Raw genomic sequence first — 26,524 nt, forward strand, 5'->3', positions numbered from 1 at the left:
AAGGCTACGAATGCCTAAAGGGTGTGGATAAAAACATGAAAAGGGCGTAGCGATGTGGAAAATAAATATTTAAGTATAAAAGTATCGAGAGGATTATTTACAACCTGCCAGCGCCTTTCGGCGCTGAAAATGAAAAAGGGCGCTTGATTTCTTAAGCACCCTAATGTATAATTTACTCAGAAAGGTGGTCGGAAACGAATTTCCGATTGCCCTCGGTAGTTTAATAGATCATTAAAGAAATAGCATCTACTTTGGACGGTGGGATGCTATTTCTTTTTGTCAATATGATTGTCTATGTAAGACAAAGCCGCGAAAACAACAAGTAAAAGTGTAAGAACTTCTATTGTGTTCATAGGGCATCCCTCCTTTAAGATTAGAGGGCATCTGACATCGGAAAATCGCATCCGCTTTCTTTTTAATTATACGAGAAGATTATATCAGACAGCAGACAGATATTCAATAATAAAAACGTTACCGGGCGAAAAATAGTTATTTCAAAAAAAAGGACTATGTGGTATAATCTTATGCTGAGGTATCTAATGTATACGACAAAAAGAGTGTTGAGAATAGTGAAAGGCAGGAATCCTTGAAAAGCAAGGTTTTCCAGACAGGTATAAGTAAAAATGAAATTAGGAATCGTAGGACTTCCCAATGTAGGAAAAAGTACGTTGTTCAATTCCCTGACCAAGGCTGGTGCGGAATCGGCCAATTATCCCTTCTGTACCATTGATCCCAATGTAGGAATCGTAACGGTGCCTGATGAGCGGCTGAAGCTGCTGGGAGATATGTATCATTCCAAAAAAGTGACTCCTGCAGTGATTGAATTCGTGGACATCGCCGGTCTGGTAAAAGGTGCCTCCAAAGGGGAGGGATTGGGAAATCAGTTCCTCAGTAACATCAGGGAAGTGGACGCTATCGTTCATGTGGTGCGCTGCTTTGAGGATCCCAACGTAGTCCATGTAGATGGGACCATCAATCCTCTGCGCGATATTGAGACGATTAATCTGGAACTGATTTTTTCTGATATTGAAATTCTGGAAAGAAGAATTGCCAAAGTAGGCAAGCAGGCCAGAATGGATAAAACGGCTGCCAAGGAAGCGGCGCTTCTGGAACGGGTGAAGGCTCTGCTGGAGGATGGAAAGCTGGCGATGGCCTTCCAGCCGGAGGATGAGGACGAAGAGGTGATTTTTGCCTCCCTGAATCTGCTTACTGCCAAACCGGTTATTTATGCGGCCAATGTTTCCGAGGAGGACCTGGCTGATGACGGCGCACAGAATGCCGGCGTGGCTGAGGTGAGAAAATATGCGGCGGAAAGCGGAAGCGAGGTTTTCGTTATCTGCGCACAGATAGAAGAGGAGATCTCCGAACTGGAGGATGACGAAAAGGAGATGTTCCTGGAGGATTTGGGCCTGAAGGAATCCGGTCTGGACAAGCTGGTTAAGGCGAGCTATCATCTTCTGGGACTCATCAGCTTCCTGACCTCCGGTGAGGATGAGACAAGGGCCTGGACGATTAAAATCGGTACGAAAGCACCTCAGGCAGCGGGTAAGATACATACCGATTTTGAAAGAGGTTTTATCAAGGCCGAGGTGGTAAATTATAAGGATCTTTTAGAGCAGGGCTCTCTGGCAGCGGCCAGGGAAAAAGGCCTGGTCCGTATGGAAGGCAAGGATTATGTGGTACAGGATGGGGATACGATTCTGTTCCGCTTCAATGTATAAGATAATCAGCTGAAGAAAACGGCCGGGAAATAAAAAACGGATGAAAGTATAAAACATTAACAGTTCAGTAATCGGAGCTGTTACAGCCATCAGAACGGTTATTAAAAGCGCCGCCCGGAAACGGGAGGCGCTTTTGGCGATCATCTTCGGCATATATACTTTTACACTTGGAATGCCTCCTCAGCCTTCCGCCGTTGTCCCCATCCTCCGGCTCCACCAGTCCTGCGTTGCGGCTAGGAGAACGCACAGCCCCTGTACCGCAGCCATCAGGAGCAGTGCGGCAGCAGACTCTATAAGAAAACGTCCCCAGTTCAGAGGAATATTGTACATCAGCATTTCCAGAAAATAAATGAGTATGCACCAGCAAAAAAGCAGCAGCCATTTGCGCAGGGCGAATTTCGTTTTTTCAGTGTAGTAATGTTTCCTGTCTACCGGAAGTGCGTCGTATTTTCGAACTAACAGCACTGTCTTACCCCTTTCCCTGATCCAGAATAGCCGTTTATTCATGTAAAAGGCCATATACAGAATGACCAGATAAAGGATTCCGTTCAGCAAGGGAATACGGATGACGCCCGGTTCTTCCACGCCTTCCATGACACGAATCAGAACCGTATTAACGATTCTGACAGCGATGCCGAACCAGTAGAAGAACGTAAGACCTGCGATGACAGCGCGGAAATGGGAAATTTTTTTCATCCGTTTTTTTTCCAGCTCCTGAAATGTCATGCTTATACCTCCTGTGTATCACAGATATGCCTGCGATACTGCATTATTAATAGTTTGAAAGCGCCCTTCTAAGGTGCAGATCCTGAGAACTGAAATGCTGCCTTCAAACCGTTTCTCCATATTTCTCCAACAGATCTCGGATGCGGAATTTCCCTGTGAGCAGGGCTTCTATTTCGGCACCGGCGCCATTTTCCAGGACGTCGCTGTGTTCGTTCAGCTTTTGTTCCCCATGGTCCAGAACTACGATTACATCCGCAATGCGATCCAGATCGCTCATGAGATGCGTGGTCATCAGTATCCCCATGCCCAAATCCATGACATCGCGCAGTATTTTCAGAAAATCCCTGCGGAAGATGGGATCAAGCCCCGAAGTGGGTTCGTCCAGAAGAAGAAACTGCGGATGGTAGGACAGTACAAAGCCCAGCTGGAACTTCATCTTCATTCCCTTGGAGAACTGATAGAGCGGCTGGTTGATTGGGATTCCCATACCCTGAAGCCAGCCCCGGAACTGCACCTGATCAAAATCCGGATACAGCTGCCCCAGAAGCTCCCCGTTTTCCAGGGCATCCATCTCCCAGAAAAACTGCCGCTCCTCCGACACGAAGCCGATTTTCTGCTTTGCTTCGGCCGGTTGTGCGGAAACATCGGTCCCGTCAACCGTTACCGTTCCTGTAAAGAGCGGATCCACACCCGCCAGAATGCGCAGCAGCGTACTTTTCCCTGCCCCGTTCAGCCCCAGCAGGCCTGTCAGGTAACCGGACTCCACGGTCAGAGAGATATTTTTAAGTTCAAATTCCTGGTAGGTCTTCCCTACATTTTCACATATTAACCTGGCCATAAAACCTCCTCCTTGTTTTTGCGGAGCAAAAATGCGAGCCCTCTGCTAGCAGAGGAGTTCTCCTTCCTGTTTTTACGGAGCAAAACGCTAACGGGAATATAAAAGCTCTGCTGCCTTCAGGATTTCTTCCAGGGAAAGCCCCAGCCTTTTCCCTTCATCAATCCAGGCGCCGGCGGCTTCCTCCCAGTCCTTCAGCTGCGTTTCCTTCAGAAGCTTCTTATCCATCTGGTTCACATAAAACCCCTTTCCCTGGACCGAATATATCAGCCCCTCTTTTTCCAGTTCTTCGTAAGCGCGGCTGGTGGTGATAACACTGATATCCAAATCCCTGGCCAGACCGCGGATCGAGGGAAGCATGTCGCCCGGCCCGGCCTCCCCGCGCAGGATGGACTGCTTGATGGCGCGCATCAGCTGCTCATAAATAGGCAGACGGGAGTCATTTGTCAACAGTATATTCATTCTCCGCTTTCCTCCCAGGCATGGACCGGAACCTGCCGGTACACTTTTTCATAGGAAGCTGCTTTTTTTAGGATGCCGGGCAGGCAGCAGGCGGTAAGGGCTGCGTCCGAAAGGAGGATACAGAGCCAGATAAGTATTTCCGGCAGGCGCATGGAGGTCAGGCTTCCCTGGCGGAAAAAGCTGTAAAAGGGCAGTCCGTAAAAGACGATGATCTGTGTCAGAAGGAAGCAAAACCCGTAAACATTGTTGATTTCCTCCTCTTTTGCATAAATCATATATCCCTTGTCGTCCACCAGCGGCCGTCCCTCGTCACCGCTGCCGATCCGGAGATTGATGTTCAGAAGCAGAAACAGCCAGAGGACAAGCTGTATCAGGTTCCGGGCCGTCCCGCCGCCCAGAAAGAGGGTGCCTGCGGACAGGGCGGTGACGGCGCAGAGGAGAAGGAAGCTGACTGCTGTTTTCAGAAGGAGCTGCCATTTCATATATTCCGTTTTTTCCCGGGCACCGGCGGCGCAGATGAACATTCCTTTTCCCATCCGCAGCGGAAGCGCCTTTACAAGAAAATATATCATAATACAACCCAGGGTGCTGCAGGCCCACACCTGCCAGATCCGCGCCTGTTCCGGCGTGAAGCTCCAAAGTGTTTTCGGACCGTCCAGCGTCCGGACTGTTCCGTTCATAAGAATGATGAATACGGCGCGGTAGAGAAACTGTCCCAGAAGTATCCAGACAACGAGAAGCCCCGCCAGTCGGATTCCCTGTTCCTTCAGCCGCAGCCGGAATTGTATCATAACGATTTCAGGCATCCAGCTTTCCTCCCTTCATCAGGTAATACATCACATCCTCCAGTGTGGGGATGCGGCATTCCGCAAACGGCAGCCGCTGTGTCCGCGGCGTCCAGCGTACGAACAGAAGATGCCGGCTTTCCCCGTGCTCCCGGTAAATAATATCCTCACCCTCCGCAGCCTCGACCTGCTGCCTGGTACCGTACAGAAGGCGGTAACTCATAATGAGTTCATCATAGGAAGTGTTCTTTTTCATCTCCCCGTCATGCAGCCACAGAATCTGGCTGGCGGTTCCGTCCAGATCCTCGGTGATGTGGGTGGAAAAAAGTACGCTTCTCGTTCCGTCCTCCACGATATCCTGCATACAGTGAATGAGATTCTTCCGGAAAAGCGGATCCAGCCCGGAGGCCGGCTCATCCATCAGAAAAAGGCGGGCATTGTGGGACAGGGCAAAGGCAAACTGAAACCGCATCTTAAATCCCGTGGAGAGCAGGCCGAGCTTCCGGTTCGGCGGCAGCTCAAATCTTTCGCACAGCTCCAGAAACAGCGATTCGTTAAAATGATGATACAGCCTGCCATACAGCCGGGCATTTTCCAGCCCTGACAGCCCCTTCTCATACATCATCTCATCCAGGACCAGTCCCAGCCGGTCCTTGGCTTCCCTTTCCTGAGTATCCATATCATAACCGCAAACGGTTACCTGGCCGCCGTTCTTATCATACAGATTCAGGATGGTGTGGAGCAAAGTGGTTTTCCCGACTCCGTTGACGCCTACCAGCCCTGCGATGTGGCCGGGCTCCACCCGGAAGGAAATCTGATTCAGATGCAGTGTCCCCAGGCGTTTTTCCAATCCGCTGACCTCCAATAATGGCTCCATGGCTCTCCTCCCAACTGTTTATATTGATATATACAGTATATATACAGCCGGAGGCCATGTCAATCCATAAGACGAAAATAAAAACAGCTCTTTTTAATCCCGGTTCATACAGCTTTGAACCGCCCGGCCCATTTTTTTATGGAAAACAGTAAAAAATATGGGATGACGCCCCACCGTGGTAAATTATGGTAAAAGGGAAAGCGTCAGGAGAAAGAAGAACCAATATATTGTATATGACGCAAAAATGGAACACAACATGTGGAAAACGGCGTAATATGCAGTTTTTTGTGGGTTCGGCAAGATGTACTTTTTTAGGGGAAGGGGTTGATTTTGCTTGCAAAATACCTTAAGTTATACTAAAATCATATTTAAAGTGGTGGAAAGTGGTACGAAGTGGTAGAAAGTGGTGAGTTATCCGCACAGGCGGGGCAGGATTGCATATCTGCCGCGCAGACTATAAGAAAATGCGGCACCGCTTTTATTCAGAACTGATACATGCAGGGAGGCAGCTTCGGCAGTGTTTTCCGTGACAGGCCACTTTTAAGGCGGTGATTGTCATGTTCATGGGAGAGTACAATCATACAATTGATGCGAAAGGCAGGCTGATCATACCTTCAAAATTCCGCGAGAGCTTGGGTGAGGAATTCGTAATTACGAAAGGTTTGGACGGCTGCTTATTTGTGTATGACAATCAGGAATGGAACGCCTTTGAGGAGAAGCTGAAGGCTTTGCCTCTGAATAAGAAGGATAACCGTCAGTTTGTCAGGTTTTTCCTTGCGGGCGCTGCCCAGGTGGAAGTGGACAAGCAGGGGAGGATACTGGTTCCCGGGAATCTGCGTGATTTTGCGGAGCTGGAAAAGGATGTGGTACTGGTCGGCGTGGCCAGCCGCATTGAGATCTGGAGCAAAGCAAGATGGGAAGGTATCACAGAGGATGAGGACGAGGCAATGGAAGACATTGCGGAACGTATGGCAGATCTGGGGCTTGGCATATAACGGAAAGGTGACGGCGGAATGGAGTTTGCACACAAGTCTGTACTTTTGGACGAGACAATAGAAGGACTGAAGATAAAACCTGACGGGATTTACCTGGACGGCACGCTTGGCGGCGGCGGGCATAGCAGCGAAATCTGCAGAAGGCTTTCAGGAGGGTGCCTGATCGGAATCGATCAGGACGCGGAAGCCATTGCGGCCGCCTCCGAAAGGCTGGAACCTTTCCGGGAAAAGGTGACTCTCGTCAGGGATAATTATTGCAATGCACCGGCTGTGGTGAAAAGCCTGGGGCTTGAAGGCGTTGACGGAATCGTACTGGATTTGGGCGTTTCCTCTTATCAGCTGGACAATGTGGATCGGGGCTTTTCATACAGATACGACACGGCCCTGGACATGAGAATGGATACGAGACAGTCCCTTTCCGCAAAAGAGATTGTCAATGAATACCCCGAGCGGGAGCTTTACCGGATCATCCGCGATTACGGCGAGGATCAGTTTGCCAAGAACATCGCCAAGCACATCGCGGCGGCAAGAAAGGACAGGCCCATCGAAACGACCGGGGAGCTGAATGAACTGATTAAAGCGGCAATCCCCGCAAAGATGCGGGCGAACGGGGGACACCCCTCCAAACGGACGTTTCAGGCCATCCGCATTGAGTGCAACCACGAGCTGGACGTGCTCAAGAATTCGCTGGATGAGCTGATTGGTCTGCTGAATCCGGGAGGCCGCATTTGTATAATTACCTTTCATTCCCTGGAGGACCGCATAGTGAAGTCGGCCTTCCGTAAAAATGAGAATCCCTGCACCTGCCCGCCGGATTTCCCGGTATGTGTGTGCGGAAAGGAATCCCAGGGAAAGGTAATCACAAGAAAACCCATACTGCCCGGCGCACAGGAACTGGAAAACAATTCCCGTTCCAAGAGCGCAAAGCTGAGGATATTTGAAAAGAAGGAGTAGTTAATCAAAGCATAGCTGCCGGTACGGTGCGCAGCTATGAGTAAAGGAGAATTGCCATGGCACAGACAGGAAAAAGCAGACAATACAGAAGCACTGGAAAAAGCGAATACAGAAGATCAGACAGCCGCAGTGCATATGTGGCAGGCAATACGGTAAGAAAGCTAGACGTAGTTGAAGAGATACATAAGCCCCGGAAGCAGGAGCTGAGCCATGCGGTAAAGAAGAACAGGGACAAGGCCGTTTACATGAATCTGGGCTATGTGCTGTTTTTGAGCGCCTCCCTGCTTGTGGCGGGCTTTGTTTTGATTGGATATATCCGTCTGCAGTCGGAGATTACCGCAAGCGTAAAGCACATTGCGGCGATGGAAAGCACGCTGAACAGCCTGAAGGTATCCAATGATGAGGAATACAGCAGAATCGAAAGCTCTGTTGATTTGGATGAAATCCGCAGAATCGCCATTACGGAGCTGGGAATGACATATCCGAATCAGGACCAGATTGTAACGATTCCCGATGAAGGCAGCGATTATGTAAGACAGCTTGCAGACATTGATGATTAAATTGCGGCTGAACCTGCGGTTGTTGGGATATTTGGCGGCTGCAGGACAGTTACATTAAAAGTGGGTGACAGTTTGGACAGAAACAGACAGAACGGCGACAGAAAAGAAGCGCAGAATACAAACAGATTTACAACAAAAATGCAAAAGAAGCTGGTAGTACTGTATTTCCTGGTATTACTGGCTTTTGCAGGATTAAGCGCCAGATTGGTCCTGATCAACCGGGACAACGGCGAGCAGTATAAAAAGCAGGTCCTTTCCCAGCAGCAGTATACCAGCCGGACAATTCCCTTCAAACGGGGGGAAATCCTGGATTCCAAGGGGACGAAGCTGGCAGTGAGCGAGAAGGTGTATAACCTGATTCTGGACTGTAAGCTGATGAATGAAAAAGAGGAATATGTGGAGGGCACCATAGCGGCGCTGGCCCAATGCTTTGATGTGGATGAATCGGAAATCCGTAAATACAGTTCGGATAATCCCACCTCCCAGTACCATATACTGAAGAAACAGCTGACCTATGATGAAATCGCGCCTTTCCAGGAGCTTGTAAACAATGAAGAGACGGGAAAGTATATCCAGGGCGTCTGGTTTGAAGAGGAGTACCGGCGGTTATATCCCAACAATACGCTGGCCAGTGACGTCATCGGCTTTACCACCAAGGACAATGTGGGAAATTACGGGCTGGAGGCATACTATAACGATATTCTCAGCGGGATAAACGGCAGGGAATACGGCTACATGAACGACGATTCCAACCTGGAGAGGACCACCAAGGCGGCGGTGGACGGCTATAACCTGGTTTCCACCCTGGATGCCAACATCCAGGGCATCGTGGAGCGCAAGCTGCAGGAATACAATGATACCTATAAGAATGCGGCCAGAGAAGGAAACGGCGCCTATAATACCGGCTGTATCATCATGGATGTAAATAACGGAAATGTACTGGCCATGGCCAGCTATCCTTTTTACAATCTGAATGAACCTAGAAATACGGACATGCTGCTGGGGCAGAACGTAATCAATGAAAAAGCGGAGCTCCAGGAGACTGTAATTAATGAAGAAACACTTGCTTCCATGGATGAGGATACCCTGTACCGCCAGCTGAACGCGCTGTGGAAGAATTACTGTATTTCCAGTACCTTTGAGCCCGGTTCCACAATGAAGCCCTTTACCGTGGCGGCCGGACTGGAAAGCGGCAAAATGACAGGAAACGAAACCTACCAGTGCAACGGCAGCCTGACAGTTGTTGAAGGCCAGAAGCCCATCAAATGCCACAGCTACCGGGTGGGAGGAGACGGCATTGTGAGTGTGGCCGGCGCGGTGGAGCGTTCCTGTAATGTGGCCCTGATGAAGATGGGGCAGACAATCGGCAAAACCACATTTTTGAAATACATGCAGGATTTTAACTTCGGGCTGAAGACCAACATAGATTTGTACGGAGAAGCCAGGACGGCCTCCCTTGTATTTACGGAGGATTCCATGGGGCCCATGGAGCTGGCAACGGCATCCTTCGGCCAGGGCTTCAACGTGACCATGATCCAGATGGCGGCCGGCTTCAGCTCCCTGATAAACGGAGGCTACTATTATGAGCCTCATATGGTAAGCAAGATCACCGCTTCGGACGGTTCGGTGGTACAGAATATTGAACCTCGTCTTTTAAAGCAGACCGTATCCGAATCAACCTCTGCCAAAATACGTGATTATTGCGTGGATGTTGTGATGGGGGAACACGGCACCGGCCATACGGCAAGACCGGCCGGCTACATCATCGGTGGAAAGACCGGCACGGCGGAGACACAGCCCAGAGGAAACAGGCAGTACGTGGTTTCCTTCATTGGCTTTGCGCCTGCGGATGACCCGCAGATCGCCATCTATGTGGTAGTGGACCGTCCCAATTCCGATAAACAGGACGATGCCAAGTATGCCACGAGAATTGTGCGCAGCATTTTAACAGAGGTTCTTCCTTATATGGATATTTTCATGACGGAGCCTCTTTCCGAGGCTGAGCAGAAGGAACTGGAAGAACAGCAGATCGCATATAAGCAGCAGCTGATGACCTCCGTGAGCGGAAATGATGTGAGCGGCAACGATATCAGCGGCAATGATGCAGGAGGCGACGGCATGCCGGCGGCCGGGGAAAATGGAGAAGGCATCGGGGAAAATACGGGAGGAAACCAGGATAATCCGGACAAGCCCAAGATAGATATTGATCCGGATACCGGATATGGAGTACTTCCTGATGGAACCAAGGTGGATCCCGTTACGGGAGAAGCCATTGATGAAGATACACCGCTGGATCTTCCGGAACCCAATCTGCCGCTTGACGGAACCCAGGGCGGAGAGGACGGAGGCGATTCTCCTTTTTAAGCCGGAGCCAGGGAAAATATCCGGGTGGGTATTGCGGAAATTTTCCTGAAAGTCGGGAGCCCGGCCGGGAACTCTTTTATACATAAGAAGAGCAAAATGGGAATAACCTCATAAATCCGGTAATAGATTGTATCAATTACCGCTTTATGAGGTTTTCCAATGGAAGAGAAAAACAAAACATTCCACAGAAAGAAAACAGTCTGGGCCTTTGTGCTCTGCCTGGCCGCCTTTCTGGGCCTGACCGGAAGGCTGGTCTATCTGATGGTATATCAGTCCTCCTACTATACACAGGCGGCCCAGGAGCTTCACCAGAGGGAAAGAAACATCAAGGCCAAGCGGGGGAGAATAATAGATGCCACAGGAACGGTGCTGGCGGATAACAGGACGGTATGTAATATTTCCGTTATCCACAACCAGATTACGGATCCGGACAAAGTGGTGGAGGTGCTTTCCCGGGAGCTGGGGCTTGAAGAGGAATATGTCAGAAAGCGTGTGGAAAAATACACCGCCATAGAAAAAATAAAAAGCAATGTGGACAAAGCGGTAGGGGATGTTATCCGTGATTACCAGCTGGACGGCGTCAAGGTGGATGAGGACTATAAGAGATATTATCCCTTTGACAGCCTTGCTTCCAAGGTCCTGGGCTTTACGGGAGGCGACAACCAGGGAATTGTGGGGCTGGAGGTCAAGTATGACGAATATCTCCAGGGAGAACCGGGAACGATCCTGACGGTGACCGACGCAAGAGGAGTGGAGGTTACGCAGGAGGGGGAAGACCGGGTGGAGCCTGTGAACGGCGACGACCTGCATATCAGCCTGGATGTGAATATTGAGCAGTATGCCACGCAGCTGGCTTACCAGGCGCTGGCGGCCAAGGAGGCGGAAAGCGTTTCCATTCTGGTAATGAAGCCGGATAACGGCGAAATACTGGCCATGGTCAATGTGCCGGAATTCAATCTGAACGATCCCTTCACCCTGCCGGAGGGAACGGTGACGGAAGGGCTTTCGGAGGAGGAAAAACAGAATCTGCTGAACCGGATGTGGAGGAACGGCTGTATCAACGATACCTATGAGCCGGGATCCATTTTCAAGATAATCACTGCGGCCGCCGGACTGGAGGAGGGCGTGGTGACCATGGAGGATAATTTCAGCTGCCCCGGTTATATTATGGTGGAGGATCGCAGGATCCGGTGCCATAAAACCTCAGGTCACGGGGCGGAAAACTTTGTCCAGGCTACCATGAACTCCTGCAACCCCGTATTCGTTACGGTGGGGCTGAGGCTGGGAGCGGACAATTACTACAGATATTTTAACCAGTTCGGGCTTCTTACCAAAACAAATGTGGATTTGCCGGGGGAGGCCGGGACTATCATGCACAAGCCTGAAAACATCGGTCTGGTGGAGCTGGCGACCATATCCTTTGGCCAGTCCTTCCAGATAACGCCCATTCAGCTGGCAACCACGGTTTCCTCGCTGATTAACGGCGGCAACCGCATTACGCCCCATTTCGGCGTAAGGACGGTGGATGAAGCGGGCAATGTGACGAATACCTTCGAATATCCCGTCACCACGGGAATCGTATCGGAGGATACCTGCGAAAAACTGCGTTATATGCTGGAACAGGTAGTGGAAAACGGAGGTGGTAAGAACGGATATGTGGAAGGCTACAGGGTGGGAGGCAAGACGGCGACGAGCCAGACCCTGCCCAGAGGTACGGGACGCTATATTGCCTCGTTCCTGGGATTTGCCCCGGCCGATGATCCGAAGGTGCTTGCCATGGCCATTATTACCAACCCTCAGGGGGTATACTATGGAGGACAGGTGTCCGCGCCGATTGTCCGCCAGCTCTTTGAGAACATCCTTCCTTACCTGGAAAAAATGGACTACAGCATAGATGGGCAGCAGGCAAATTGAAAGGAAAGGCTGACTGATCAGTCACGGGAAAGGTCAAATGAGTTTATCCGTTTGTCTTCCGGTTCTCATCTCGTTTCTTGTAAGCGTGTTTCTGGGGCCGGTAATCATACCTTTTCTAAAGAGACTTAAGGCTGGGCAGACCGTCAGAGATGAAGGGCCCAAAAGCCATTTGAAAAAGAACGGAACGCCGACGATGGGAGGAATCCTGATATTGTCGGCCATGATAGTAACCTCCCTTTTTTATATGGAGGATTATCCGGAAATCAAGCCCATTCTCCTGATGACTCTGGGGTTTGGGCTGATCGGGTTCCTGGATGATTACATAAAGGTAATCCTGAAGCGTTCCATGGGGCTTACCCCAATACAAAAGATGGCGGGGCAGCTGGTAGTGACAGGCCTTTTTGCCTTTTACCTGTTAAAATGCACGGACATCAGCCTGGCGGCGAAGATTCCCTTTATGCCGGGGAAAGAGCTGGATTTGGGCTGGCTGAATATCCCCCTTTTATTTTTTATCGTCATTGGAACGGTGAACGGCGCCAATTTCACCGACGGCCTGGACGGCCTGGCAGCCAGTGTCACGGTGCTGGCGGCAAGCTTCCTTTCGGCGGCGGCCATAGGTACGGGGACGAGAATCGAACCTGTCACCTGCGCTGTTGCGGGCGCGCTGCTGGGATTTCTGCTGTTTAATGTGTATCCTGCCAGCGTTTTCATGGGGGATACCGGATCCCTGGCGCTGGGGGGCTTTGTGGCGGCGGCCGCCTATATGATGCAGCTTCAGCTGTTTATACCGATTATCGGGTTTATTTATCTTATCGAGGTGGTTTCCGTAATCCTCCAGGTGCTTTTTTTTAAGCTGACGGGGGGGCGGCGGCTCTTCCGGATGGCGCCCCTGCATCATCATTTTGAGCTGGGGGGCTGGTCGGAAACAAGGATTGTTGCGTTTTTTTCTGTCGTTACGGCTATCCTTTGCCTGGTGGCGCTGTTGGCCATGTAAAAAAGGCGGGAAGAAGTTCAAAGGCAGCAAAAGACGCTGCCTTTGAACTTCTATGTCCCTCCTGGAAGATGGCGGGGGCCATTCTTCCGGGACTTGGAGTGCGGGAGAAAGGGCGAGAGAAAAGGGGGGGAAAACGGCTGGAAAAGAGTAAAGTATGTTTGGAGAGTGGGGGTATGGGGGATATATTGTTAGTTTGATAGTGTATGGGTTTGGGATGGAGTATGAATTTTGACTTGGGTCTGCTGCGGCGGGCGGATGGGAGTGGAGATGAATATAGAAGGAAAAAAGGTTTTGATTGTAGGGACGGGAAAGAGCGGGATTGCGGCGGCGGCGTTGCTTTCTCAGGTGGGGGCGGTGCCTGTCCTTTTTGATGAAAATGAGGGTACGGATAAGAGGGAAGTGGAGAAGAAGCTGCCGGAGGGGGTGCGGGCGGAGGTTATTACGTGTAGGCTTCCGGAGCAGGCTGCGGATGAGGCGCAGCTTCTGGTGCTCAGCCCCGGTGTTCCGGTGGATACGCCTTTTGTGGAGAAGTTCAGGGACAAGGGTGTGCGTGTTTGGGGTGAGGTGGAGCTGGGCTATGCTTTTTCTAAGGGTAAGGTGATAGCGATTACCGGAACCAATGGCAAGACCACGACCACGGCTCTTACGGGAAAGATTATGAGTGATTATTATTCCTCCGTTTTTGTGGTGGGGAATATCGGCACGCCTTATACGCTGGAAGCTCTGCATACCCGGGAGGACAGCGTGACGGTGGCGGAAATCAGCAGCTTCCAGCTGGAAACTACGGAGAATTTCCACCCGGCGGTGACAGCCATCCTGAATATTACGCCGGATCATCTGAATCGGCATCATACCATGGAAAATTATGTGGCGGTGAAGGAATCCATTACCAAAAATCAGACGGGGAAAGATATCTGTGTGCTGAACTATGAGGATCCTTATACCAGGGATTTCGGGGAGCGGTGCCCGGCGTCGGTGGTCTGGTTTTCTTCAGCCAGGAGGCTAGAAGAGGGGTATTATCTGGACGGAGAGGATATCTGCCGCAGCGTGGACGGAGCGGAGGAACGGCTCATGCATATCCACGATATGCAGCTTCTCGGAATCCATAATGTGGAAAATGTCATGGCGGCAATTGCCATGTCTTCGTCATACGGCGTGCCTATGGAGCATATACTGAATACAGTGAAGCATTTCAAGGCGGTAGAGCACCGGATTGAATATGTGGCAACCAAAAAAGGGGTCGCCTATTACAACGATTCCAAAGGAACCAACCCGGACGCGGCTATCCAGGGAATCCGCGCCATGAACCGGCCGACCATACTGATTGGAGGCGGCTATGATAAACAGAGCGAATATGATGAATGGATCGAGGCCTTTGACGGAAAGGTCAGGCTGCTTGTCCTGATCGGACAGACAAAGGAAAAAATAGCGGAGTGTGCCAGAAAACATGGTTTCAACAATATTGTTTTCGCAGATACATTCGAGGAATGTATGGATATCTGTGTGAAAAATGCAGTTTCCGGAGACGCAGTACTGCTTTCACCCGCCTGCGCCAGCTGGGGAATGTTCCCCAACTATGAGGTGAGGGGAGATATGTTCAAGGAATATGTGAATCAATTGAAGGAGTGATTGCGTGGCATCCAGAAGAAACAAAAAGCAAGCTGAATATTTTTTTGATTATACCCTGCTGTTTATCGTATTGTTCCTGCTGGGCTTCGGAATGATCATGGTTTATTCCACCAGCTCCTACGAGGCGTCCCTTTCGGCCAGCCTGAAATATGATGAAGCCTATTATCTCAAGCATCAGGCGCTGGCTGCCGTGATGGGGCTGGTGGCAATGATTGTTGTGGCAAACATTCCTTATCACTTCTGGGAAAGGTTTGCGGTGCTGGGATATTTTTTATCGGCCATCCTCATAGCGCTGGTCCTAACGCCCCTGGGCATTGAGGCCAATGGCGCCAGGCGTTGGCTGAATCTGGGACTTTCCGTACAGCCTGCGGAAATCGCAAAGCTGTGTATGATCCTTTTTTTAGCCAGCTTCATCTGTAAGATGGGAAAAGGGATCCGGACCGGAAGGGGCTTCTGGCTGGTGCTGATGATTCCCGTGCCCATCTGTCTGATGGTCTGGAAAATTACCAATAACATGAGTTCCGCAATTATTATTTTCGGTATTGCGCTGCTGATGCTTTTTGTGGCAAGCCCGGACTACAAACGGTTTGTGCTGATGGGAGCCGCAGGCGTGGCGGCGGTGGCGGCGCTGGTATTCGCCATTATCCAGATGGAACACAGCGATCTGGGCTTCCGCGGGGGCCGTATCCTGGCCTGGCTGAACCCGGAAGCTTATGCTTCCGGTACCGGCTTCCAGACGCTGCAGGCGCTGTATGCCATTGGCTCAGGCGGCATTTTCGGCAAGGGGCTGGGGCAGAGCATGCAGAAGCTGGGCTTCCTTCCCGAAGCGCAGAACGACATGATTTTTTCCATTATCTGTGAAGAACTGGGGCTGTTCGGCGGTATAGCGGTTATTCTGCTTTTTGTGCTGCTCATCTGGCGTTTCATGGTAATTGCCAATAATGCCTCGGATCTGTTCGGCGCGCTTTTGGTGGTTGGCGTGATGGGGCATATTGCCATTCAGGTGATCCTGAATATCGCCGTAGTAACCAATACCATTCCCAACACCGGTATTTCCCTGCCGTTTATCAGCTACGGAGGTTCCTCGGTCATGTTCCTGCTCATTGAAATCGGACTTGTCCTCAGCGTGGCCAAGGGCATTAAGCTGAAAAATGTGTAGGAAGATACAAAGGCCGTTACAGGGCGGCCCCAAACCGCTGCCAGGAGGGCCGCAAAGCCATAGACAGTAACATTTATGTTACCTTCCGCATAGGATAGAATAGTTCTGTTTAGGTAATTTTTCAGTCAGGCCGGCGCACATGCTGCGCTGACCGTAAGAAAGTGATCCAGGAGTGCCAAAATTCACCGCCAAAGGCGATTTGGGATGAATTTTGACAGAAACTGTGAAGGCACTGAACAATTATCTGTTCTGAAAAAATCCGGGAAGGTGGACATTTGAAGTCTATTTATATCAGCGGAAACGCGCCCTTGTACGGCGAAGTTACAATCCAGGGTTCCAAAAATGCGGCGCTGCCGATCATGGCAGCGGCTCTTTTGATTCCTGGGATCAGTGTACTGAAGAACTGTCCCCGCATAGCGGATGTGGAATATATGTGCCGGCTGCTTCAAAGCATCGGCTGTTTTGTGGAACGGGATAAAAATGAGGTACGCATCGATGCATCGACAGTCAGCAGGAGCCGGCTGCCGGAGGAGTATGTAACGATGATGCGCTCGTCCGTCATGCTGATGGGGCCCATGCTGGGAAGAACCGGTGAGGTATCCCTGCATTATCCGGGAGGCTGTGTCATAGGAGACAGGCCGATTGATATCCATTTAAAGGCATTAAGAAGTCTGGGCACCTGTTACAGTGACAGTGATCAGGAACTGGAGGCCTGGACGGCAGGCCTTAGGGGAACGGATATTTTACTGGAGTTTCCCAGTGTGGGCGCCACGGAAAACGCCGTTATGGCGGCGGTGGCGGCGGAGGGCGTGACCAGGATACGAAGGTGTGCCATGGAGCCGGAAATCGGCAGCCTGTGTGCATTCCTGCGGTGTGCGGGCGCAGATATCCGGGGCGAGCAGACGGGCTGTATTACGGTAAGGGGCGGCAGAGAGCTGCATCCCTGCTGCTTTGAAATCCCTTCCGACAGGATTGTGGCGGGAACCTATCTGTGTGCCTGTATGGCTGCGGGCGGTGAGATTTTTATGAAAAATGCCCCGGAAGGCCAGCTGAATGCCATGGAGGATGTGGCCATACGTATGGGCTGCCGCCTGCGCAGAGGGGACGAAGGGCTGTGGGTACAGCGAAGGGGAATCCTTTTTTCACCGGGTTACGTGGAAACGGGCAGCTATCCCGGTTTTCCCACGGATCTCCAGTCGCCTCTGCTGGTGGCTATGGCACTGGCAGACGGGGAAAGCAGACTGAAGGAAACAATTTTTAATGACCGTTTCGTGGTAGTGGCGGAGCTGAACCGTATGGGCACGGAAATTGACGTACAGGATAACAAGCTGGCCTGTATCCCAGGCGGGCGGAGGCTCACCGGCAGACAGGTGACCGCCAGCGAGCTGCGTGGCGGGGCTGCGCTTGTGGTCGCCGGGCTGTGTGCGGAGGGACTTACCGCAGTGGGAAACAGGTATTTTATTGACCGCGGCTATGAGGATATCTGCCGGGATTTAAGACAGCTGGGAGCGGATATCGACAGCTGGTAAAAGCGGCAGGGGAGGGCTTATAAGGCTTCTGCAATTTCGGAAGCCTTTGCGGGAAGCCTTGAAAAGTGATAAAGCTAATCGGATGCATAAGGGCAGGAACTGTAAATGAAGACGGATGAAATGAAAAAACAGAAGAAAAAATCCGTTCAGGATCATAAAACAGGCAGCGGGAAAAAGCCTGCTGCCGCTGCGTCCAAGAAGAAAACGGTTCCTGGCGCCGGCCCGTCCAAAGGCGGAACAGGCAAAGGCCGGATATCCAAAGGGGGCGCGGCCAAAGCTGGCCCGGTCAAAACCAGCCCGTCCAAGGCAAGCCCAGCCAGAGGCGGAGGCTCCAAAGCTGTCCTGGCCAAACCGGAAAAGTCCCGAACCGGATATTCCCCTCCTCAGGCCGAACGCAAAAAAAACGCCGGCAGCCCGGGAACGGTAAGAAGCATCAGCAGGGTAGCGGCCACCACATCCACTGGCAGCAAGCTGCGGGTGGTTATGGGAAATGCGGACAGCGGCGGTGGCAGAGGAGGAAAGGGGCTGCAGTCCCTCCGGCCCAGGGACCCGGGACGCGGCCTGATTGCGGCCGGAATATTTCTGTTTCTGCTGCTGATTGCGTCTGGTGTGCTCTTTTACATAGGAAAACATTATCATGTGGAAACCATTTATGTGGAAGGAAACGTGCATTATACCAACGAGGAAATCATACAAATGGTAACCTCCGAGCGGCTGGGGGACAACTCCCTCTACCTCTCCCTGAAATATAAAAATAAGGGAATCAGGGGAATTCCCTTTATCGAAAATATGGATGTAAAGGTCCTGGCGCCAGACACCATTAAGATTGTGGTTTATGAAAAGGCTGTGGCCGGGTACGTGGAATATCTGGACAAGTACATGTATTTTGACAAGGACGGAACCGTAGTGGAGGCTTCCGATGCCAAAACTGCCGGAATCCCCCAGGTAACGGGAATTCCGTTCAACCAGGTGGTGCTTTATGAACCCCTGCCGGTGGACAACCAGAAGGTATTTAAGGAAATACTGTATATGACACAGATCTTGTCGAAATATGAAATCAGCGCCGATAAAATTTATTTTGACGACTCGTACGAAATGACGTTATATTTTGGCGATGTGAGAGTTAAGCTGGGCAATGACGACAACGTGGAGGAGAAAATTTCAAGACTAAAGCAAATACTGCCTGCGGCCGCGGGAACAAAAGGAGTCTTCCACATGGAAAATTATTCCGGAAGCGGCTCTAATGTTACCTTTGAACAGGATAAATAAGTAGAAGAAAATGAAAAAAGATATTGCGTTCTTCGCAAAATAATTATATGATAGGAACTGTGAAGTTTATATGGAAATCTAAAGGAGGAAGTACCTTTGCTGGAAATTAAGACAAATGACGCTGAGTCTGCTGCCAAGATCATAGTGATCGGTGTTGGCGGTGCGGGCAATAATGCTGTTAATAGAATGATTGATGAAAAAATTGATGGTGTGGATTTTATCGGAGTGAATACGGACAAGCAGGCGCTTCAGTTATGCAAGGCGCCCAAGCTGCTCCAGATCGGAGAGAAGCTGACCAAGGGACTGGGCGCCGGCGCTAAGCCGGAGGTTGGCCAGAAGGCGGCTGAAGAAAGCACGGATGAAATCACCAATTCCCTTACCGGTGCGGACATGGTATTCGTAACCTGCGGTATGGGCGGCGGGACAGGAACCGGCGCGGCGCCTGTAATTGCCGGGATTGCCAAAGGAATGGGAATCCTTACGGTAGGCGTTGTGACAAAGCCCTTCCGTTTTGAAGCGAGGACACGTATGACCAACGCGCTGAGCGGTATCGAACGCCTGAAGAACAGCGTGGACACGCTCATTGTGATACCCAATGACAAGCTTCTTGAAATTGTGGACCGCAGGACAACAATGCCCGAGGCCCTTAAGAAAGCGGATGAAGTCCTCCAGCAGGCAGTACAGGGAATTACCGACCTGATCAATGTGCCCGCTGTTATTAACCTGGACTTTGCCGATGTTCAGACAGTTATGAAGGAAAAAGGCATCGCCCATATCGGTATCGGTTACGGCAAGGGTGATGATAAGGCTTCTGAAGCCGTTAAGATGGCTGTGGAAAGCCCGCTGCTTGAAACCACCATTGCAGGAGCCACCGATGTTATCATCAATGTCAGCGGTGATATTTCCATGTACGATGCGGACGATGCGGCAAGCTATGTACAGCAGCTGACCGGGGATGATGTGAATATTATCTTTGGCGCCATGTACGATGATACTACGCCGGATACCTGCCAGATTACCGTTATCGCAACCGGCCTGGATGACAAGCCTCAGAACCAGAATAAGTTCGGTTCCAATTTCAGCGTGAAGCCCCAGCAGGGCGTAAAGCCTGTTGCGCAGGGAAATGGAACGCCCGTACGGCCCTACACGCCGATTACTCCCGGACAGGGAACGGGAACCAAGCCCGTGACACAGCTTCCTAACCTGGGAATCAAGAAGCCCGGCAACTTAAGAAGCAGCGTGGAAGAGAAGTCCCTGAAGATTCCGGATTTCCTTCAGAAGAAATAACCGGACCACAGGTACATCCACAGTAAAAGGTAATCATCCGCAGCGAATGCAGGCGGCAGATTTTATCCCTTTCTGAATTCCTTACAGTCAAAGCGGGGAAAGAGCGGAACGCATGCATGGCTGAGAAATAATTCCATATAAACATAATGATCGTGTAATAATAAAAGGCCCCTCCGTTTTGCGGATGAGGCCTTTTATATAATACCTGAAGGAGCAAACGGCAGTGATTGCCGGCTGCTCCTTTTTTAATGCGCCGATACCACATAAAGCTACAGCTTTGCGCATCCCCCGATAATTTGTCGAATATTACAGACGGATACAGAAGAAAATGTGCGCCGTTCCGACAAAAAATGCAGGGACTGGCCGCTATAATTAACCCATGAAAGCAGTTGCCATACATACAGGAGGTGAGAAGTGAGGTACATCGTGTATATTGACCGCCTGTTTCTGCTTCAGCTGGTACAAAGCTGTGTACTCCTGCTGCTGACAAGAGCATTCCTGCGGAGCACTGTCACGCTCAAACGGATTGTTTTCGCATCGGCGGCCGGAACGCTGTTATTCTGCGTCATCTTCCTGTTACCGGGAATAAGCAGAAACATTAAGGTCCTGTTATTTGCATTGTGCTCGCTTGCAACCCTCTGGCTGGCATTCCGCATCCGCACCCTGCAGGTTTTCTGCAGGGCGGTGATACTCTACCATGCGGCGGCCTTCCTGCTGGCAGGCGCCCTGTACGCCCTGCTGCATGCTGCTGGCAGAAGACCTGCCATGACGACCATGCAGGCTTCCCTGTGTGCAGTGGGCGTAGGAACCGCCGCCCTTTACATACTCCGGTGGGAAAAAAAGAGTGCGCAGGCAGTGATAGTAAGCGCAATACTGGAAGATGGAGACGTAAAAATCACACTGGAGGCGCTGATAGACAGCGGCAACAGCCTGTACGACCCCATCAGCCAAAGGCCGGTATGCGTTGTGGAAAAAGCGGCGCTGGAAGGGAAAATCCCCCTGGATATCCCCGAAAAATTCCGCCTCATCCCCTACCACTCCCTTGGCAAAAAGCACGGCATAATGCAGGCAGTGGAAATTGAGAAACTGAAGGTAAAGAAAGAAGGACAGGAGCTGGTTATCGAGAAAGCGCTTCTCGGACTCTATGAAAATAAGGTCACACAAAGCGGCGCATACCAGATGATCCTGCATCCTGCATTACTTGAAAATCGGAGGAACGGACATGATATTAAAAGTTGCAATACCAGGAAAAATGCAGTTTAAAATGATTCGCAGGGAACCCAGTTTCCTTTTATCAGGACAGGGCGACATTCATTATATCGGAGGCGCCGAGGTACTTCCCCCGCCCCTTGAATCAGAAAAAGAAAATGAAATCATCAGTGACTTGGGAACAGAATATGAAGACGAAGCAAAAAATATTCTCATAGAACATAATCTCAGACTTGTGGTTTACATAGCAAAAAAATTCGACAATACCGGCGTGGGCGTAGAAGACCTGATCTCCATCGGGACCATCGGCCTGATCAAATCCATCAACACCTTCAAGCCCGACAAAAACATCAAGCTGGCCACCTATGCCTCCCGCTGCATTGAAAATGAAATTCTCATGTACCTGCGCAGAAACAACAAAACCCGCCTTGAGGTATCCATTGACGAACCCCTGAATGTGGACTGGGACGGCAACGAACTCCTCCTTTCCGACATCCTGGGAACAGACGAGGACGTTATCTACCGCGACATCGAAAACGAAGTGGAACGAAAGCTCCTCCTCAAGGCCATCAACAAACTCACCGACCGTGAAAAAACTATCATCAACTTAAGGTTCGGCCTCAACACCCCCGACGGCCAGGAAATGACCCAGAAAGAAGTGGCCACCCTCCTTGGCATCTCCCAATCCTACATATCCCGCCTCGAAAAAAAGATCATGAAACGCCTCAAACGCGAAATGGTCAAGGAGTGAGGGGGGAGGACAGCTGCGCTTATCCTGAAAAAAGTATAGTTTCCGGCAGCCGGGAGAAAATAAAAGGACTTATATTTAGTATATAATTTGCCTATCCATAGCATAATGCGGACGACTATAACAAGCATCCGTCCCATCATACAGCAATAGCTAAAACAGAATGCCATAATATTTTTTTATCCGCATTACTAAAACGCAGCCAAACAGTACCGGGCAGCGGGTCTGAGGGTTCGGGGGCAGGGGACAGGGCGGCGGGGATTGCGGGGGGCGGCGGGAGGGAGTTTTTTATGGAACCTTTTCAGTCCATGGAGATGAGACTTAAAAATTATGGAAGGCTTTCCTGACATAATTTTTCGCCCAAGGCTCATCGCAATGCCCGGACTGACTGGTTCCATAAAAAACTCCCTCCCGCCGCCCCCCGCAATCCCCGCCGCCCTGTCCCCTGCCCCCGAACCCTCAGACGCCCTTCCCCCCCTTCCATATTTTGTATTTTTTGGATGGTATAATTGGCAGGAATTGTGAGAATTCTCTTTAGTAGAAAATGAGAGCAGGAGGATTCGGCAATGGCACTGAATAAGGTGGAAATATGCGGGGTAAATACTTCAAAGCTTACGGTGCTTACCAATGAAGAAAAAACGCAGCTGTTTGAGCGGATAAAAGAAGGGGATGAGGAAGCCAGACAGCAGTATATCAAAGGAAACCTGCGGCTGGTGCTCAGCGTGATCAAACGGTTTTCCAACAGCAATGAAAATGTGGACGATCTGTTCCAGATAGGCTGTATCGGACTGATCAAGGCCATTGACAACTTTGACTCCACGCTGAACGTGAAATTCAGTACCTATGCGGTTCCCATGATTATCGGGGAAATCCGGAGATTCCTGAGAGACAACAACGCCATCCGTGTAAGCAGATCACTGAAGGACACGGCTTACAAGGCAATTTACGCAAAAGAAAACCTCATAAAGCAAAACCAGAAGGAACCCACCATTGCCGAAGTGGCAACGGAAATCGGGATCCCCAAGGAAGACGTTGTGTACGCCCTGGACGCCATCCAGAATCCCATGAGCCTTTATGAGCCGGTCTACACCGACGGCGGCGACACCCTCTATGTCATGGATCAGATCAGCGATAAAAAAAATAAGGAAGAAACCTGGGTGGAGCACCTTTCCCTCAGTGAAGCCATGAAAAAACTGAACGACAGAGAATATGAAATCATTTCCCTCCGCTTTTTCGAAGGGAAAACCCAGATGGAGGTAGCGGAAATCATCGGCATTTCCCAGGCCCAGGTGTCAAGGCTTGAAAAAAATGCCCTCAAGGTAATGAAAAATTACCTCAGCGCCTGAAAACCGCCCGATTGAAAAATGTGACCGAAAAAATGAAAAAGCATATAATAACAGTAAAAGACCACGCGCCAAGCGGACAGGGAGACGGATATGCTTTTTTCAGAGCTGAAATGCAAGGAAGTCATAAATCTCAGAGACTGCAGAAAGCTGGGACATGTGACGGATTTTGAATTCGACCAGTGCAGCGGCTGCATCTGCAAACTGATCGTACCCGGCGGAGCCAAATGGAAATCCTTTTTTTCCTGTGACACGGATCATGTAATCTGCTACAACGATATCAAGCAGATCGGCCCCGATATTATAATTGTAGATTTACCGGAATAACCCGGCTGAAAAAAGACGGACAAAAAACACCCATGCCCGTCTTTTTTTGCGACCAAAAACGCTGTTCCCGCGCCTGATATCCGAACACCAGTTCCTAAGTTGACATAAAACCAAACCTTCGTTATAATAAGTAAAAATAAAGTGCCTTTTTGCGGGCATTCGGAGGTTTAAATTATGAAATGTCCATTTTGCGGCCACGACAACACAAGAGTCATCGACTCCAGACCTGCTGATGAAAACAACTCCATCAGAAGACGCCGCGTATGTGATGAATGCGGCAAACGCTTCACCACCTACGAAAAAGTAGAAACCATTCCCCTCATAGTCATCAAAAAAGACAACAACAGGGAAACCTACGACCGATCCAAAATAGAAGCCGGTGTACTCCGCGCCTGCCACAAAAGACCCGTCAGCGCCAACCAGATCACACGCCTGGTAGACGAAGTGGAGACAGAGATCTTTAACAAGGAAGAAAAAGAAATCCCCAGCCAGGTCATAGGTGAACTGGTAATGGACAGACTCAAAAGCCTGGATGCCGTTGCCTACGTCCGTTTTGCCTCCGTATACAGGGAATTCAAAGACATCAACACCTTTATGGACGAACTCAAAAAAGTAATTACCACAAAATAAGAAAGAGAAAACCATGACCGAAGAAAAAAAACAAAAACTCACCGCCGCCAGGGCAAAAGTAGACAAAGCCAATAAATGGAGACTGACCTTCCTCTTCATAGCCGTCCTTTTCCTCCTCTTCATCTTTTTCGGCGGCAAATTCTTCGAACAGACCCCATGGTTCCAAACCGCAAAAAAATGGATCTACTTCATCACCGGCTGGGACCTGATTTTCGTCCTCATCAGCACCCTCATCCAATTCTATTTCACCATTAAATACAACAAAATCGTAAAATCCTAAAAAAACTTATATTCCAATACACCACTTCAAAAAATCCTCCGTGCGCCCAATCCACAGAGGATTTTTACAACTTTCCATTTCCACGCCCTTTTCCTTTCTATTTCGTAACTGTCCGCTGCCCTCACAGTTACAGCTAAAATCCATCCAAAATCTCCTTTGGCGACATATTTTAGCACTCCTGAATCCCTTTCTTACGCTCAGCGCAAACCGCTGGCCCCCAAAACAGAGCCGGGATGGCCCCCCACGCCAACGAATTATCCCCATGCCCGAAAAAAATTCTTGCTTTTTAAGTTGTTTTTGTATACAATAGGGCGGTAAAACTAAATAAAGAAAAGGTACTTTTCACGCCCAGTCGGAAAAGTGCTGAGAGAGAAAGGAAAAACACATGAAGAAAAAGACTTTGAAAAGGTTTCTTTTGACTTTAGTGTGCACAACACTAACTATTGCACTGAGCGCATGCTCAGGTGATAAGGCAGGTGAGAACTCTTCTCAGATAACGATTGGCATACCTCAGGACATTGAAGATAGTCTTGACCCCCACAAGGCGGTGGCGGCAGGAACTGAAGAGGTATTGTTCAACCTGTATGAGGGACTTGTGAAGCCTGACAGCAGCGGCGAGCTGCAGCCGGCGGTTGCGAGTGATTATCGGATATCGGAAGATGCCACCACCTACACCTTTACCCTGAGAGACGGGGGAAAATTTCATGATGGCAGTCCGGTAACGGCGCAGGACGTGAAGTATTCCATAGACAGATGCGCCGATACCACGAACGGGGAACCCCTGGTAGCGGCGTATTCCCATATTCAGAGCGTGAATATTGTGGATGATAAAACAATAGAAGTGGTGCTGGACGGCCCGGACACCGATTTTCTTGCCTATATGACCAATGCCGTTATTCCCGCTTCCAATGAGAACCCGGATACCAATCCCATCGGTACCGGCCCCTACAAATATGTGTCCCGTTCCCCGCAGGAGAATTTTGTCATAGAAAAATTTGACGACTACTGGGGGATTCCGGCCAATATCGAGCATGTCACCTTCAAGGTGTGCGCCAATGCGGATTCCATCGTCATGGATTTAAATGGCGGCTCCATTGATATGTTTGCCAGAGTGACCACCGCCCAGGCGGAACAGCTGGGAGATAATTACCAGGTGCTGGAGGGAACCATGAATCTGGTGCAGGCACTCTACCTGAATAATGCGGCGGAGCCTTTTAACGATGAAAGAGTGCGCCAGGCGCTTTGCTATGCAGTCGATCCCCAGGGAGTCATGGACATGATTTCCGCAGGAAAGGGAACGGTCATCGGCAGCAGCATGTTCCCCGCTTTTGAAAAATATTTTATGCCTGAGCTTTCAGATATGTATGCTGTGAATCTGGAGAAAGCCAAAGAGCTTCTGAAGGAAGCCGGATATGAAAACGGATTTTCCTTCACCATCACCGTGCCCTCCAACTACCAGCAGCACATCGACACCGCCCAGGTTCTGGTGGAGCAGCTGAAGAAAATCGGAGTAACCGCTGACATTAACCTGATTGAATGGGACAGCTGGCTGTCCGATGTCTATGCGGAAAGAAATTACCAGGCTACGGTGGTAGGCGTGGATGCCTCGGCCCTGACGCCAAGCGCTTTGCTTTCCCGATTTGTTTCCACCGCGGGCAATAATTTCATCAATTTTAACAATGCCGATTATGACGCCGCTTATGCGAAAGCGCTTGCTACCATCGATGATGACGAGAAAACGGCTGCCTTCAAGGAATGTGAAACACTGCTGGCAGAGCATGCGGCCAATGTTTATATTCAGGATCTGCCCTATCTGGTGGCGCTGAATAAAAAATATGCAGGCTACGAATTCTATCCGCTGTACGTACAGGATGTTTCCAAGCTTTATATCGTGGAAGAATAGTTATAGTTCAGACAGGTCTGCACA

24 protein-coding genes are annotated in these 26,524 nt (G+C 50.3%); 18 read left to right on the forward strand and 6 right to left on the reverse strand.

Annotation, left to right across the window (positions count from 1 at the left end; all coding sequences use genetic code 11):
* The first annotated feature begins 623 nt into the window (after positions 1–623).
* Positions 624–1,721: a redox-regulated ATPase YchF gene (gene ychF, locus FYJ45_RS14980; RefSeq protein WP_021639098.1), complete on the forward strand. Its 1,098-nt coding sequence runs from the start codon at positions 624–626 to the stop codon at positions 1,719–1,721.
* A 180-nt stretch (positions 1,722–1,901) separates the two neighbouring features.
* Here ychF and FYJ45_RS14985 read toward each other — a convergent pair whose 3' ends face one another.
* From FYJ45_RS14985 to FYJ45_RS15005, 5 genes are all read right to left on the reverse strand, one after another.
* Positions 1,902–2,447 (reverse strand): hypothetical protein, encoded by a 546-nt coding sequence (locus tag FYJ45_RS14985; protein ID WP_154465381.1) that lies wholly within the window; start codon positions 2,445–2,447, stop codon positions 1,902–1,904.
* 103 nt (positions 2,448–2,550) lie between these two features.
* Positions 2,551–3,285, reverse strand: a complete 735-nt coding sequence (locus FYJ45_RS14990) for an ABC transporter ATP-binding protein (RefSeq protein ID WP_154465383.1) — start codon at positions 3,283–3,285, stop codon at positions 2,551–2,553.
* Positions 3,286–3,372: 87 nt separating this feature from the next.
* Positions 3,373–3,744: a GntR family transcriptional regulator gene (locus FYJ45_RS14995; protein WP_154465385.1), complete on the reverse strand. Its 372-nt coding sequence runs from the start codon at positions 3,742–3,744 to the stop codon at positions 3,373–3,375.
* Positions 3,741–4,550, reverse strand: a complete 810-nt coding sequence (locus FYJ45_RS15000) for a hypothetical protein (protein WP_154465387.1) — start codon at positions 4,548–4,550, stop codon at positions 3,741–3,743. The genes FYJ45_RS14995 and FYJ45_RS15000 overlap by 4 nt, the downstream gene beginning before the upstream one ends.
* Complete coding sequence (locus tag FYJ45_RS15005) at positions 4,543–5,406, reverse strand: ABC transporter ATP-binding protein (protein WP_154465389.1); 864 nt, start codon at positions 5,404–5,406, stop codon at positions 4,543–4,545. The genes FYJ45_RS15000 and FYJ45_RS15005 overlap by 8 nt, the downstream gene beginning before the upstream one ends.
* A 557-nt stretch (positions 5,407–5,963) precedes the next feature.
* Here FYJ45_RS15005 and mraZ point away from each other — a divergent pair.
* From mraZ to nrdR, 16 genes are all read left to right on the forward strand, one after another.
* On the forward strand, positions 5,964–6,401 hold the full coding sequence (gene mraZ, locus FYJ45_RS15010) for a division/cell wall cluster transcriptional repressor MraZ (RefSeq protein ID WP_021639103.1): 438 nt from the start codon (positions 5,964–5,966) through the stop codon (positions 6,399–6,401).
* A gap of 18 nt (positions 6,402–6,419) precedes the next feature.
* Entirely contained in the window at positions 6,420–7,355 is a 936-nt protein-coding gene (gene rsmH / locus FYJ45_RS15015) for a 16S rRNA (cytosine(1402)-N(4))-methyltransferase RsmH (RefSeq protein WP_154465391.1), read from the forward strand.
* A 56-nt stretch (positions 7,356–7,411) separates the two neighbouring features.
* Positions 7,412–7,915, forward strand: coding sequence for a cell division protein FtsL (locus FYJ45_RS15020; protein ID WP_154465393.1), 504 nt, complete (start codon positions 7,412–7,414; stop codon positions 7,913–7,915).
* Positions 7,916–7,987: 72 nt separating this feature from the next.
* Positions 7,988–10,279, forward strand: coding sequence for a peptidoglycan D,D-transpeptidase FtsI family protein (locus FYJ45_RS15025; protein WP_154465395.1), 2,292 nt, complete (start codon positions 7,988–7,990; stop codon positions 10,277–10,279).
* A 159-nt stretch (positions 10,280–10,438) separates the two neighbouring features.
* A complete protein-coding gene (locus FYJ45_RS15030; RefSeq protein WP_025490892.1) occupies positions 10,439–12,193 on the forward strand; it encodes a peptidoglycan D,D-transpeptidase FtsI family protein in 1,755 nt (584 codons plus the stop codon).
* 37 nt (positions 12,194–12,230) lie between these two features.
* Positions 12,231–13,187, forward strand: coding sequence for a phospho-N-acetylmuramoyl-pentapeptide-transferase (gene mraY, locus FYJ45_RS15035; protein ID WP_154465397.1), 957 nt, complete (start codon positions 12,231–12,233; stop codon positions 13,185–13,187).
* Positions 13,188–13,454: 267 nt separating this feature from the next.
* On the forward strand, positions 13,455–14,816 hold the full coding sequence (murD, locus tag FYJ45_RS15040; RefSeq protein WP_154465399.1) for a UDP-N-acetylmuramoyl-L-alanine--D-glutamate ligase: 1,362 nt from the start codon (positions 13,455–13,457) through the stop codon (positions 14,814–14,816).
* 4 nt (positions 14,817–14,820) lie between these two features.
* The gene (locus FYJ45_RS15045) at positions 14,821–15,975 is read left to right on the forward strand and encodes an FtsW/RodA/SpoVE family cell cycle protein (protein ID WP_276893263.1); all 1,155 of its coding nucleotides are present in this window, start codon (positions 14,821–14,823) and stop codon (positions 15,973–15,975) included.
* Positions 15,976–16,250: 275 nt separating this feature from the next.
* Entirely contained in the window at positions 16,251–17,504 is a 1,254-nt protein-coding gene (gene murA, locus FYJ45_RS15050; protein ID WP_154465401.1) for a UDP-N-acetylglucosamine 1-carboxyvinyltransferase, read from the forward strand.
* 105 nt (positions 17,505–17,609) lie between these two features.
* Positions 17,610–18,773, forward strand: coding sequence for a cell division protein FtsQ/DivIB (locus FYJ45_RS15055; RefSeq protein ID WP_154465403.1), 1,164 nt, complete (start codon positions 17,610–17,612; stop codon positions 18,771–18,773).
* A gap of 96 nt (positions 18,774–18,869) precedes the next feature.
* On the forward strand, positions 18,870–20,060 hold the full coding sequence (gene ftsZ, locus FYJ45_RS15060; protein ID WP_021639430.1) for a cell division protein FtsZ: 1,191 nt from the start codon (positions 18,870–18,872) through the stop codon (positions 20,058–20,060).
* Between the two features lie 414 nt (positions 20,061–20,474).
* Positions 20,475–21,323 (forward strand): sigma-E processing peptidase SpoIIGA, encoded by an 849-nt coding sequence (locus tag FYJ45_RS15065; RefSeq protein ID WP_154465405.1) that lies wholly within the window; start codon positions 20,475–20,477, stop codon positions 21,321–21,323.
* Complete coding sequence (gene sigE, locus FYJ45_RS15070) at positions 21,283–22,020, forward strand: RNA polymerase sporulation sigma factor SigE (protein WP_009252084.1); 738 nt, start codon at positions 21,283–21,285, stop codon at positions 22,018–22,020. Before FYJ45_RS15065 ends, sigE begins: the two co-directional genes overlap by 41 nt.
* A 563-nt stretch (positions 22,021–22,583) precedes the next feature.
* On the forward strand, positions 22,584–23,363 hold the full coding sequence (gene sigG, locus FYJ45_RS15075) for an RNA polymerase sporulation sigma factor SigG (RefSeq protein WP_154465407.1): 780 nt from the start codon (positions 22,584–22,586) through the stop codon (positions 23,361–23,363).
* 90 nt (positions 23,364–23,453) lie between these two features.
* A complete protein-coding gene (locus FYJ45_RS15080) occupies positions 23,454–23,687 on the forward strand; it encodes a YlmC/YmxH family sporulation protein (RefSeq protein WP_021638900.1) in 234 nt (77 codons plus the stop codon).
* A 174-nt stretch (positions 23,688–23,861) separates the two neighbouring features.
* Positions 23,862–24,317 carry a transcriptional regulator NrdR gene (gene nrdR, locus FYJ45_RS15085; protein WP_154465409.1) on the forward strand — a complete coding sequence of 152 codons (456 nt, stop codon included), beginning with the start codon at positions 23,862–23,864 and terminating at the stop codon, positions 24,315–24,317.
* Here the strand turns inward: nrdR and FYJ45_RS15090 are convergent.
* A complete protein-coding gene (locus FYJ45_RS15090) occupies positions 24,304–24,555 on the reverse strand; it encodes a hypothetical protein (RefSeq protein ID WP_154465411.1) in 252 nt (83 codons plus the stop codon). The genes nrdR and FYJ45_RS15090 overlap by 14 nt on opposite strands.
* A 427-nt stretch (positions 24,556–24,982) precedes the next feature.
* Between FYJ45_RS15090 and FYJ45_RS15095 the strand changes: the two genes are divergently transcribed.
* A complete protein-coding gene (locus FYJ45_RS15095) occupies positions 24,983–26,500 on the forward strand; it encodes an ABC transporter substrate-binding protein (RefSeq protein WP_154465413.1) in 1,518 nt (505 codons plus the stop codon).
* The last annotated feature ends 24 nt before the right edge of the window (positions 26,501–26,524 follow it).

Origin of the sequence: Eisenbergiella porci (assembly GCF_009696275.1) — a bacterium.
GTDB classification, from domain to species: domain Bacteria; phylum Bacillota; class Clostridia; order Lachnospirales; family Lachnospiraceae; genus Eisenbergiella; species Eisenbergiella porci.